The 13416-nt window shown below is 42.7% G+C and carries 10 protein-coding genes; all 10 read right to left on the minus strand.

Annotated features, from left to right (window positions below; genetic code table 11):
• Positions 1–107 precede the first annotated feature (107 nt).
• Positions 108–1823: an ABC transporter ATP-binding protein gene (locus WKU33_RS14680; RefSeq protein ID WP_336252868.1), complete on the minus strand. Its 1716-nt coding sequence runs from the start codon at positions 1821–1823 to the stop codon at positions 108–110.
• Positions 1824–2326: 503 nt separating this feature from the next.
• The gene (locus WKU33_RS14685; RefSeq protein ID WP_156855369.1) at positions 2327–3517 is read right to left on the minus strand and encodes a S1C family serine protease; all 1191 of its coding nucleotides are present in this window, start codon (positions 3515–3517) and stop codon (positions 2327–2329) included.
• 185 nt (positions 3518–3702) lie between these two features.
• The gene (locus tag WKU33_RS14690) at positions 3703–4488 is read right to left on the minus strand and encodes an MBL fold metallo-hydrolase (RefSeq protein ID WP_340455340.1); all 786 of its coding nucleotides are present in this window, start codon (positions 4486–4488) and stop codon (positions 3703–3705) included.
• On the minus strand, positions 4485–5402 hold the full coding sequence (locus WKU33_RS14695) for a two-component system regulatory protein YycI (RefSeq protein WP_156855367.1): 918 nt from the start codon (positions 5400–5402) through the stop codon (positions 4485–4487). Before WKU33_RS14695 ends, WKU33_RS14690 begins: the two co-directional genes overlap by 4 nt.
• Positions 5403–5404: 2 nt before the next feature.
• Positions 5405–6769 carry a YycH family regulatory protein gene (locus WKU33_RS14700; RefSeq protein WP_336253407.1) on the minus strand — a complete coding sequence of 455 codons (1365 nt, stop codon included), beginning with the start codon at positions 6767–6769 and terminating at the stop codon, positions 5405–5407.
• Positions 6766–8589, minus strand: coding sequence for a cell wall metabolism sensor histidine kinase WalK (gene walK, locus WKU33_RS14705; protein ID WP_156855365.1), 1824 nt, complete (start codon positions 8587–8589; stop codon positions 6766–6768). The genes WKU33_RS14700 and walK overlap by 4 nt, the downstream gene beginning before the upstream one ends.
• A 5-nt stretch (positions 8590–8594) precedes the next feature.
• Complete coding sequence (gene yycF / locus WKU33_RS14710) at positions 8595–9296, minus strand: response regulator YycF (protein ID WP_156855364.1); 702 nt, start codon at positions 9294–9296, stop codon at positions 8595–8597.
• 187 nt (positions 9297–9483) lie between these two features.
• Positions 9484–10857 carry a replicative DNA helicase gene (dnaB, locus tag WKU33_RS14715; protein WP_156855353.1) on the minus strand — a complete coding sequence of 458 codons (1374 nt, stop codon included), beginning with the start codon at positions 10855–10857 and terminating at the stop codon, positions 9484–9486.
• 117 nt (positions 10858–10974) lie between these two features.
• Positions 10975–11424, minus strand: coding sequence for a 50S ribosomal protein L9 (rplI, locus tag WKU33_RS14720; protein WP_156855352.1), 450 nt, complete (start codon positions 11422–11424; stop codon positions 10975–10977).
• The gene (locus WKU33_RS14725) at positions 11421–13397 is read right to left on the minus strand and encodes a DHH family phosphoesterase (RefSeq protein WP_156855351.1); all 1977 of its coding nucleotides are present in this window, start codon (positions 13395–13397) and stop codon (positions 11421–11423) included. Before WKU33_RS14725 ends, rplI begins: the two co-directional genes overlap by 4 nt.
• Positions 13398–13416: the final 19 nt, after the last annotated feature.

Raw genomic sequence — 13416 nt, forward strand, 5'->3', positions numbered from 1 at the left:
CATCAGCTCCTTTTTTATATAGGTTGTGTTTTTTAGAGACAATTTATGAGGAAAAAATAGAAAAAGCATATCCATCTCTATTTAAAGAGAGGTGGATATGCTTTTTCTTAATTCATTTGGACGTTATGGAGCCTTGCAAAAATGCCATTTTGTACAATTAATTCGTCATGGGTTCCTTGTTCTTCAATTCCATTTTTCGTAACAACCATGATACGGTCTGCATTTTTAATCGTTGCAAGACGGTGGGCGATAACAAGTGTTGTCCGATTTTCCGCTAACTCATTCAGAGATTCTTGAATAATCCGCTCGGTCTCTGTATCAAGTGCAGATGTCGCTTCATCGAGAATAAGGATAGGCGGATTTTTGAGGAACATACGAGCAATCGCGATCCGCTGCTTCTGTCCACCAGAAAGCTTGAGTCCACGCTCACCGATCTGTGTTTCATAACCGTTTGGAAGTTCTGCAATGAATTCTTCCATATGAGCACGGCGGGCTGCTTCATAAATTTCCTCATCGCTCGCATCAAGATTACCATAAGCGATATTTTCCTTTAGTGTCCCTGTAAATAGGAAAACATCTTGCTGAACGACGCCGATATTTTTACGAAGAGACTCTTTCGTCATATCGCGGATATCCATACCATCTATAAAAATACTGCCGTCATCCACATCGTAAAAACGCGGAATCAAGGAAGATATCGTCGTTTTACCGGCACCTGATGGACCTACGAAAGCCACAGTTTCTCCTGCGTGTACGTTTAAATTTAAATTATCGAGTACAGCTGGCTTATTTTCCTCATAACCAAAGGTCACATTTTTAAATTCAATATTACCTTGAAGTTTTTCGACTTCCACTGCGTCTGGTCTATTCTTCACATCCGGGTCCACATCAAGCATTTCGGTGAATCGTTTAAAACCAGCCATACCTTTCGGATACAGCTCAAGAAGGGCAGTGATTTTATTGATCGGGGTTGTGAGTACGTTCGTTAAAAGAATAAAACTGACTAGTTCCCCGTACGTTAAGAGGTTATTGAAGGTGAGCCAGGCGCCAAATACGAGCACAAGCAGCGTCATAAGCCGCATGAGCAGATAGATGTTCGAGTGAACCGTCGCCATCACGCGGTACGCTCCCAGTTTTGCGCGGCGGAACTTTTTATTATTTTCATTGAACTGGTCCATTTCAAACTGTTCATTCGTGAATGCTTGAACGACACGCACACCGGAAACAGCATCTTCCACACGGGCGTTCACATCCGCAATATCCTCATACATCTTTTTCCACGAACGATTCATGCGAATATTCCCGTATGAAATGAGGAATATGAGGATTGGAATGGTAATTAATACAATAAGTGCGAGCATTGGGTTAATCGTGAACATAATAAAGAATGCACCGAGAAATGTCATAATCGAAATGAAAAAGTCCTCTGGCCCATGGTGGGCAAGTTCTCCGAGATCAAAGAGATCTGTCGTAATCCGGCTAATCATATGGCCGGTCTTCGTATTATCGAAAAAGCGGAAAGACTGCTTCTGTACATGATGGAATAATTCATTCCGCATATCCGTTTCGATATTTACTCCTAGCTTATGGCCAAAGTAAGTTACAACATATTGAAGCAGGGTGCTGACGATGTAAACAACCAAAAGCAACGCACCAACTGTTAGTATGATATTCCAGTCGTCACCCATCAAGAGGTCATCGATAAACCACTGGACGGCGAGTGGAAAAGCAAGCTCGAGAATAGCCACAATCATCGCTGCCGAGAAGTCGACAATAAATAGCCGTTTATGTGGCTTATAATAAGAGAAAAAACGTCGTATCAACGTGATGCACTTCCTTTTCCTTTTTTATTGTATAAGAAACTATAAAGTAAAAATGCTGTGATAACTTTTGTATGGAGGGCTAGCCACGTCCGGCGCAAGCGCCTTTGTTAAAAAGTCTACTTGAAATTATATGCTTTGTTAGAGGGAGATTCAAGAAAGAAGGTTATTGGTTGTGAGTAAGTGAAAAGTTGTTGCATGTTATTCACGTTGGGGAAAGTTTTCCCGTGGATAAATCGTGGATAAGCAGTTTTTCCTGTTGAAACCATGTGATTATCCCCAAAGTTATCCACATATGCACAAGTGTTCCTACTTATTTTGTTACGCAACAAGTTTTTACTACTATATATAGATTCTGCGTGGAATTTTATCCACGGAATGTTAATAAGTTCGCTTTTTCTGTGGATAATAGGGTGTGTTTGACAGAAAGTTCAGTGGATAAGGTGCAGTAATTTGGATTACTGCACCTCTTTTTTCTGGGACAAATGCTCTGACCCCATGTCCCACTACTGAGCGGTGAGGGTTGCTTCGGTTTCGTGTAGCTGGCCGCCGCGGTAGTAGGTGATGGTTAGGGTGTCGCCGATTTCTTTTTCTTGGAAGAGGATTTTTCTTAGATCAATGACATTCGTAATTGGTTCGCCGTTTAGTTCAACGATAACATCGAGCCGCTCGAGTCCGCTTTGATCGGCAGGGGACAGTGGCTGGACACTCCAAATATATACACCCCCGGTTACATCACTTGGCAATGATAATGTATTTTCCCATTCTTGATGGGGGATTTCATCTAACGAATAAACTTCAACTCCAAGGAAGGGGCGCTCGACTACTCCCGTTGTTTCAAGCTCTTGCATGATTGGCAAGGCATGGTCAATCGGAATTGCAAATCCAAGTCCTTCTACAGCTGCTTCATTTATCTTCATCGAATTAATGCCAATGAGCTGGCCGTAAATGTTGATAAGTGCGCCTCCACTATTTCCCGGGTTAATCGCGGCATCTGTTTGGATAACCTCTGCTTGCCAGTCAGGGCGCCCGTCCATGTCAAAGTCTTGGGGGATTGTTCGCTCTGTACCGCTAATTACACCTTGCGTAACCGTGCTGGAAAACATAAGCCCAAGAGGGTTGCCAATGGCGATTGCCGGCTCACCAACCTTTACATTGCCGGATACGCCAATTTCAATTGCCTCCTGAACGTTATCACTTGGCATCCGAATTACTGCTAGATCACTGAATAAATCACTGCCAACGACTTCCGCATCGAGATGGGTATCATCATAGAGGACGATCTCAATCTGATCGGCTCCTTCCACGACATGGTGATTCGTTACAATATACGCATTTCCATCTTCTATTTTATAAATAACTCCTGAACCAGTTCCAGCTTCAACGGAACCTTCCTCCAGCCAATAATGATTCTCCTTTTGAATATTTGTTACACCGACAACGGCCGGGGTAACCCGATCCACGACCTCCGTTATTTGGGTGGAGACGTCGACGCTTACAGATGTATTTTGCGGCTGTCCATCTAGCCCGTCATGAATTGTTTCTGTCATTCGGTCTGTTGTTGTTTGGGGAATCAGATTTGCTTTCATTAGTTCGGGAAGCGCGACTGAGACAATTAAAATACCGATAATGACACCTAAAAGCAGGGGAGTGAGCCAGTATAATTTCCTGCGCTCCCTCGATTTATAATAACCCATGCCCTAACCTCCTCTATATCTCTCTTTACTTACATGTAGTATTACCAAAAATCGCTTCTTCATAACGCCTTTTAGACTGGGACATTTGGGGTCAGAGCATTTGTCCCAGTGGGACAAGTGCTCTGACCCCAATGTCCCTGCAAAAAAACAGGCCAAGCAGGGGATTCCTGCTTAGCCTGTTCATATTACACTACATCATATAATTGGGTTGGTTCTTTTGGATCGGTGTCACATAGTTCGATATGGATGCCGCGTTCTTCCAATATACGGGAGACGGACATGCGGGCAAGGTCTTTCATATTATTGTCCAAGCTCAAGTGAGCAAGATAGATCCGCTTCGTATTATTGTTAATGACGTCAGCTAGTGCGAGCCCTGAATCTTCATTGGACACATGACCAGAATCGCCTAGGATGCGTTGTTTTACACTCCATGGATATCTTCCCATCCGCAGCATGTCCACATCATGATTCGCTTCAAAAATATAAGCATCTGCATCTTCCACTGTTTTCTTAATCCGTTCTGACACATAACCTAAATCCGTAACAAGCGCTACTTTTTTTCCGCCACTATGAAACGTGTAAAATTGTGGTTCCGCAGCGTCGTGGGAGACACCGAAAGATTCAATGTCCATATCACCAAAGGTTTGAACTTCTTCCCGGTTAAAAACAAACTTTTGGTCAACAGTAAGCTTTCCGATCGAATGCTCCATCGCCTTCCACGTCTTTTCATTTGCATAGATCGGCAAATTATATTTCCGCGCAATTATCCCAAGCCCTTTTATATGATCACTATGTTCATGGGTTACTAAAATGCGGGAAAGCTCGCTCGGGTCAAGATGAGCTTTTTCAAATAACAAATCAATCTGCTTCCCACTCAAACCCGCATCGACAAGGATTTTTTCCTTTTTCGATTCAATATAAAAAGCATTCCCTGTACTCCCTGATGCGAGTACACTAAAGCGTAAACTCATTCTGTTTCACTCCGATTATCTAACTCTAATCTTTCTTCTAGAATAGGTAAGAAATTTTCCCTTAAATCATTTTCCTCATCCAATATATTCACCCGCATCATATGTTCACCAATGACGTTCAGTAAAAATTCCGTCTGATTGCTTTCATAAATGAGGCCTTCTATCGCATTGACAAAATGATCGCGCTCCTCATTCACTGACACTTTCCATGTCGGGGCAAATACTTGAATACCTTCTGCGGTAATCCGAGAATAATAGCCGATTTCTATATCCGACACATTATCTCCACGATGTAAATAATTTGCTTTGAAAAGCTGACCGATCACCTGCGTCGGCTGGTTCAACTGCACTGGCTCACCTTGCACTTCTGCCTTTCCAAGAATCGTCTGGCTATAGTGGGTTACTTCATTATCATCGTTCAGAAAGACGAGTAGCAAGCCATTTTCATTATAGTAAATGGGCCGGTTTTCCTTCTCTTGGAAAAACATCAATATATTCAATTCCTCATTCCACTCGGCAAAAACATATTCGTCCCCGTAAAGCACGTGAGGGAGAACCGCCGCTTCCAGCGCATCTTTGGACTTATTCGGTGAAAGCTTAACCGGACTATCCAATTGACTTATAATTAAATTATTATTAAAAACTTCTATCGTCTGACCTTCTAATTCATCCAATTCCTCAAGATCCTTATCTGATAATTCCCGTTGGACGACCGATATATAGGCAAGTTCGGTTACATCAACCGCTTTTGAATCATCGGTTATTTGTTCTGAAGCGAGCTGGTCTTCAATCGGTAATTCCTGATTGTCGAGATATCCGACATCTTGCTGTCGGTCGATAAAGGCAAAGATCAAATATATATTGAGGATGAGGAAGCTAAGGATGAATAATGTCTTAATATTTCCCCACTGCATCCTTAGTTCCCTCCCATTGGTTGCTTTTCTTCATCAAATATAATTTTTTGCCATGAATTATTTTCCTTTTTGTACCAAGCTGGAACCATCTCAAAGTATTCACTATCCTGTTCATCCTGCTGATATTTCAGTTCATAGCCTATTTTAACATCTTCTATATTCTCCATCGTAACATCCACATCGGATTCTAAAAGGTCAATGATGTTTTCTCCCGATGGCAGTTCATTTTCTCGCAGTTTGAATTCACTATCGAATAAATAAAGCGGCCGGTCATATTCAATCAGCTGCATACCATTTTGATAATTTCCCCATCTTTGCTGGATGGTGGCGAGCTTATGAATATTAAATACGGGATAACTTTTATAATACATTTGGTATGTTACTTGATTGTTATTCAAATTAACATCATCCAAGCGATAATCTTGGTTCAAGCGAGATGCATACGTCCAACCGCTATGATTATTAATATTGTTGATACTGCGATCAAGCAAATCCAGTTCACTAATAACACGATCCGGTTCGTCAGTTGACGGTGAAATATGACTAATATATTCCATCCGTTTGCCATTCTGATAGACACTCATCTGCCGGTTATCCGTAAAATAAGCTTCTCCAATCGTCTGTGAGTTGGTTTCCCGTACAACAGCAGGATTCGTGAATAGGATATTAACGAACAAAGCTGGTTGAATTTGAGTTGGTGTAATAGAATAGGAATCCATTTTTATCTTGCCGGCTGGAATATATACCGGGTTTGTCTGTTCATTTATAACAAGGTATTCCTGATATGTTTCTTTATCCAAGGTCTCCGTGTTGCGCCATAATTGATCATAGATCTCTGCATCATTAATCAAAGCGACGGCACGCTGGTCGGAAGTATCCGAACTAAACTCCAGCTGTAAGGACTTACTGTCATGAATAAAACTAATGTATATCCGCTTCATCGACCAATTCGGAAAAATAATATCATCTGACCCAAAATTAAACAGTGTGCCGAGCACTTTCATAGGAATTTCATCGGCAAATATGAGTTCTATTTTTTCCGGGGAGCGCTCAGTCGCTTCTTCACTATCAAGAACCTCATAATTGGAAATAACCCAATCTTGCATCTGATGAAACATTTGATCTTTGGATTTCGAATCTTGAAATCCAAAATAACCTGCGTCAGTGTGGAAAATAATATCTACAGGTTTAATCAGACTCCGCTTCGTTTCGTCATTTGATCCCCCTGCATCAATCTCACTATTTACAAACTCACTGCTAATCGTTTGGTTGGAGTTCGGTTGATAACTCCATAGCGTGTAAGATAAGAGAATACTGATTCCAATTAAGACAATGAGGATGAATGTTTTTACGGTTTCGAATTTCATCTGACGTCCCTCCGCTTCCTCTTAATGAGTGGGAGTGTAAAGTAAATCGTTGTCCCATGACCTTCTCTGCTTTTCGCCCAGATTCGTCCATGGTGAGCTTCGACGAGTTCTTTTGTAATGGCAAGTCCAAGGCCTGTACCACCAAGCTTCCTCGTTCTCGCCCGGTCCGCCCGGTAAAAGCGGTCGAATATTTTTTCCAATCGGTCGTAAGGAATTCCCATCCCTTCGTCTTGCACCGAGATGAGCAAGTAATGGCGTTTATTTTCTACCCGGAGAACAATTTTGCCGCCTTCTGGAGAATACTTAATCGCATTTGAAATAATGTTATCAAGTACTTGAGTCATCTTATCTTTATCAATCCATACTTGATAATTCTTATTCGGCAATTCCCGTTTGATTGTCGTCGTCTCCGGCAAATTCATTTCAAAACGGTCGATGATCTGGTGGAAGTAATCGATAAAATCTGTTTCTTCCTTGTGGAGCTGGTATTCCTCTGCATCCATTCTGGAAAGCTGGAGAAGATCATTCACCATCCGGATCATCCGGTCGGTTTCATTTTGGGTAACTTCAAGGAATTTCGGTGCGATTTCCTTATCTTCCCAAGCTCCGTCCGCCAATGCTTCGAGATAACTTTTCATCGTCGTAAGCGGTGTCCGCAATTCATGAGAAACATTGGAAACAAAATCCCTGCGCTCTTGTTCAACCTTTTCATCTTCCGTTACATCATTCAACACAGTAATAAAACCATTTATTGCATCTTGGTCATCTTTTACTGTGGAAAAGTTAGTTCGGATGAGAAACGGCTGGTGATCATCGCTGAAATCAATAATCATCGAGCTATTCTCCCGGAGTTCAGATATATCGACAAGCTTTTCATCAAGCTGTAAAACATCAAGTAAATCATCACCAATCAAATCGTCCGGATTTTTCCCGAGGAGAATTCCCGCAGCTTCATTGATTAACGTGATTGATCCTTCTTGATCGGTTGCAATAACACCGTCTGACATATTGGATAGCACTGAACTGAGCTTAAAGCGTTCTTCTTCAATTGTTGCATAGGAATGTCTCAGTCGGCTGTTCAAGTCATTGAATGCTTCTGAAAGCTGACCGATTTCGTCTTTTCCATATACATTTACTTTCTGGGTGAAGTCACCTTTCGCCATTGCTTGGGCTTGTCTGCGCATTTCCTTAATCGGCTTCGTGATCGAGCGGGCAACAAGCACCCCAATAATGGCAGAGATTGCAACCGCAAGTAATGCCCCTTGTAAAAAGATTTTATTAATTTCATCCAGCTGCTTATAAACGCCCTCTAAGGACGATTCCAAGTAAATCGCACCGACTACGTTGTTCTCATTATCAAGAATCGGGTCGACGCGAACATAAACATATTCTCCGTTTTCATTGATGAAATCATCTTCCTTTGTCATATCAAAGAAAAGCACCTGTTGGATGATATCTCTCGTAATCCGCTGATTGATTTCCACGAGATTATTGTTCGTACCGATGATTCTACTTTGGCTGTTTACGACAATTACGTTCGTAAGGTCATCGGTGCTGAGCTCATTAACAATATCTTGAACTTCTGCCTCCGGACTCATTCCCTCTTCCGTTTCCGTCTGTTCACGGTTGTAAACACGTTCGAGATTATAGCTAAGAAGTTCCATTCGGCTGGAGACATTGTCCTTAAAGCTTTCTTCCAGGTTTTTGGAAAGCTGCCCGGTAAAAAATGTTCCGATGAGCTGGACAGCAAGTATCAGCAAGAGAATATAAATAATAATGAATTTTAATTGTATCGAACGAAAAAATCCGACTTTATGCATCACAACTACTCCTGATCAGGATTACGTAAATAATAACCAACTCCGCGCCGTGTCACAATCCAGGCCGGGTTACTTGGGTTCTCCTCAATTTTCTCACGCAGTCTTCTCACCGTAACGTCAACCGTACGCACATCTCCGAAATAGTCATAACCCCATACGGTTTCAAGTAAATGTTCTCGGGTCATAACTTGTCCAATGTGACGTGCAAGGTAGTGTAATAATTCGAACTCCCGGTGGGTCAGTTCGATTTGTTCTCCATCACGGGAAACAACGTAAGCATCCGGGTAAACGGTAAGACTTCCGATAACGATGTTTTTCGTCGGTTTCTCGGTTTCTTCCGGTAACTGCTGTCTACGCAAGTTCGCCTTCACCCGGGCAATGAGCTCGCGGTTACTGAATGGTTTCGTCACATAGTCATCCGCACCAAGTTCCAGGCCGAGTACTTTATCGATTTCCGAGTCCTTTGCGGTCAGCATGATAATCGGCATACTCTTTGTTTTCCTTACTTCACGCAGTACTTCATTTCCATCTTTATTTGGCAGCATAATATCGAGGAGGATGAGTTCGGGGTCTTCCTCTTCCGCCATACGTATTGCCTCGTCACCGTCATTGGCGACAATCACTTGGTAGCCTTCCTTTTCTAAATTAAACTTTAATATATCTGCAATTGGTTGTTCATCATCTACAACTAATATTTTTTGATTCATTTTTGCCACATCCTTTTCATGTAACGCTTTCCTCTATTTTAACGTACTTTTGCCAATCTGTCTGTACCTATTTGGTCGGAGAGCGGGGCCAGTGGGGTCAGAGCATTTGTCCCAGTCAAATGGGACAAATGCTCTGACCCCACTGGCCCACTCCAAGTCAAAAAAGCACGAGGCTTGTGCTCGTGCTTTATGCTTGGACGGGTGCTTGGGGAATGTCTTGTTCACTGTAGCGATATTCCAAGTCAACGAATTTGTTGTATTCTTTTACAAAGGCAAGTTCAACGGTACCGGTTGGACCGTTACGTTGCTTGGAAATGATGATTTCGATGATGTTTTGCTTTTCCGATTCCGAGTCATAGTAGTCGTCACGATATAGGAAACCAACAATATCGGCATCTTGCTCAATACTTCCAGATTCCCGGAGGTCGGACATCATCGGGCGTTTATCCTGACGGGATTCGACACCACGGGAAAGCTGCGATAGTGCGATTAAAGGCACTTCCAACTCTCTTGCCAGTCCTTTTAGAGAACGAGATATTTCGGAAACTTCCTGCTGTCTGTTCTCCTGGGAGCCGCTGCTTCCTTGGATAAGCTGTAAATAGTCAATCATAATCATTCCAAGACCATGTTCTTGTTTTAACCGGCGACATTTCGAACGGATTTCACTGACACGAACACCCGGTGTATCATCAATAAAAATCCCGGCATTTGATAGAGAACCCATCGCCATTGTCAGCTTGCCCCAGTCGTCTGCTTGGAGCTGGCCGCTCCTAAGTCGTTGGGAATCAATATTTCCCTCAGCACAGAGCATCCGCTGTACGAGCTGGTCCGCTCCCATCTCAAGACTGAAGATCGCGACATTATTTGCTGTTTTTACCGCAACGTTCTGCGCGACGTTCAGAGCAAAAGCTGTCTTACCAACAGAAGGGCGGGCGGCAATAATAATCAAGTCGTTGCGCTGGAAGCCACTCGTAATTCGGTCCAGTTCCTGATAACCAGTTGGAACACCGGTTATGTCTCCCTGATTTTCATGGAGCTGCTCAATTTTATCGTAAACGTCGATGAGGACGTCTTTAATATTTTTAAAGCCTTCACTGTTTTTTCTTCCGGAAACTTCGAGGATGGTCTTCTCCGCTTCATTTAGAACGTCATCGACCTCGTCCTCCCGCTCGAATCCTGAAGTTACGATATCTGTCGCGGCACGAATGAGTCGGCGCAGCAATGCCTTCTCTTCTACAATACGGCTATAATACTCAATATTCGCAGCGGTCGGTACACTTTCAGCTACTTGGGTGAGATACGTAACTCCACCTGCTTCTTCCAGCTGCTTCCGGTCATTTAAATAAGTGGTAACGGTAATAACGTCTATTGGCTCACCGCGGTCTGCCAGTTGCAACATCGCAGCGAAGATCCGTTGATGGCTTGCCCGGTAAAAGTCTTCCGGCATCAAGATTTCTGAGGCACTGGAGAAGCTTTCAGGCTGCAGAAAAATTGCTCCGATAACCGACTGTTCCGCTTCAATATTATGCGGCGGTGTACGGTCGATTGGTCCTTGATCCATGGTAGTTCCTCCTCTCTTTGTTGATTCATGAAGTAAAAAAGGACTCACGTGAGATTCGTGAGTCGCAGGGCCGACTGATCAGAGTTTTCTGGGACAGTAGCTCTGACCCTAGTCCCACTATTTTTGTTCGGTGACGTGGACTTTGATTGAACCGGATACTTCTGGGTGGAGCTTGATTGGTACGGTTGTGTAGCCCAGAGCTCGGATTGGTTCGTCTAGTTCAATTTTTCGTCTGTCGATTTTATGTCCATAGTCTTTTGCTAACTTTTCTGCGATTTGTTTGTTTGTAATTGATCCGAATAGGCGTCCGCCTTCACCAGATTTTGCTTGCAATTCCACTGTTAAATCAGCAAGTTTATCTTTTAATTGAATCGCTTCTTCTTTTTCTTTCTGTTCTTGCTGGGCGTTCTTACGTTTCTTCGCATCAAGCGCCTTTAAATTTCCTGGTGTTGCTTCAATCGCCAATTTATTTTTTAAGAGATAGTTTCTTGCATAGCCTTCCGCTACGTCTTTTACTTCCCCTTGCTTTCCTTTACCTTTTACATCTTTTACAAAAATCACTTTCATTTCGTTTCTCTCCCTTCGAAATATTCATCAATGATATCTTTTAACAATAATTCAACGTCTTCAACGCTTGTATCTTCTATTTGGGTTGCGGCATTCGTTAAATGTCCACCGCCATTCATTCGTTCCATAATGATCTGGACATTGATTTGTCCTAGCGAACGGGCGCTAACACCAACCCGGCCGTCCTCCCGCTCGGAAATAACGAAGGAGGCTGTCACCCCTGTCATTGTCAAGAGCGTATCGGCAGCTTGTGCAATCAGTACAGGGCCGTACGTTTCTCCAGGCTCTGCAGCAACAATTGCAATTTTGTCTCGGTAGATTTCGGTCCGTTCGATTAACTTGCTCCGCTGTAAATAAACACGGAGATCTTCTTTAAGTAATTGTTGGACGAGTACCGTATCTGCCCCCTTTGCTCGTAAGTAAGAGGCTGCATCAAACGTACGAGAACCTGTCCTTAACGTAAAGCTTTTCGTATCTACTATAATACCAGATAACAAGGCGGTTGCTTCAAGCATTTTTAATTTAATTGTTTTGGGCTGATATTCCAATAACTCCGTCACAAGCTCGGCGGTAGAAGATGCATATGGTTCCATATAAACAAGTGTCGGATTATCAATAAACTCTTCTCCACGGCGATGGTGGTCAATAACCACTTTATATTCCGTCTTAGCGAGTAAAGCTGGCTCGGCGACCATAGACGGCTTATGCGTATCGACAATTACAATTAGACTCTGACTTGTAATGATATCTTCCGCTTTATCGGGGTCAATGAATCGTTCCCACAGTTCTTCATCTGCCTGGATCGCTTCGACTAACCGTTGTACACCTGTATCCACATCATCCGGATCAAAGACAATATAACCTTCGACACCATTTGCTTTTGCGATATTTAAAATCCCGATCGCTGCACCGACAGAGTCCATATCCGGTGATTTATGCCCCATAATAATGACTTTGTCGCTCACCTTCACAAGATCTGTCATTGCGTGGGAAATAACTCGCGCGCGGACACGGGTCCGCTTTTCCATTGGATTCGTCTTACCACCATAGAAACGAACCTTACCTGCTTCATCCCGAATTGCTACTTGATCCCCACCTCGGCCGAGTGCTAAGTCAAGACTAGATTGGGCAAGTTCACCAAGCTGTGGCAATGGAACGTCTCCTTGACCGACCCCGATACTTAGCGTGACATTCGTACTCTGTTCCCCGGTAATCTCCCGGATTTCATCCAGAATATCGAATTTCACTTCTTCTATCTGTCTTAAAATCTCTCTCGTTCCAATTGCGAGGAAACGTTCCTGGGAAGTGCGCTTCATATAAAGGCCATTCCGCTTCGCCCAATCATTAATGAGAGAGGTGACTTCTGAATTCAACAGACTTTTTGCCGTGTCATCCATCGGCAAGGTAATATCTTCATAATTATCGAGAAAAATGATAAACAAGACAGTCTTATCATTTTCATAAACGGTACGCAGTTGCTCCCGCTCCGTTTCATCAATGAAATAAACTAAGCGCTCATTTTTATTAATCTTTGTATGAAAATAGTATTCATCTAACTGAACAATCGTATCTTTTCTGTCTTCTTTAATGTCGGTAACTAATTCCTCGGACAAGAAATTAAGTGAAGAACCGATTACTTCGGCTTCATCCGTATTAAATTGTCGCATATAAGGATTCGCCCATTCGATTTTATAGTTCTCATCGTAAAGCACAATCCCAAAAGGAAGCTCACTTAAAGCCTCTTTGCCTACCATTTTTACGCGTGTTGAAATTAGCTTAATTTCATCTTGCAGCTCTTCCATTCGCTTATTTTCTCTTTGTATACTATAAGCTAATGAAGCGAGCAGCAGAACAGCCCCTACTATTCCAATTATCCACTCGTAATAAAAAAGGACGGCAAGCAAAATGGCGGATAGGATATAGATAATCCATATATGATTGTCTAATAATCGCTTCCTTTTCAACTCCGGCATAACTGTTCACTCCAATTTT

This window comes from Oceanobacillus sp. HCA-5259, assembly GCF_037892815.1.
GTDB classification, from domain to species: domain Bacteria; phylum Bacillota; class Bacilli; order Bacillales; family Amphibacillaceae; genus Oceanobacillus; species Oceanobacillus indicireducens.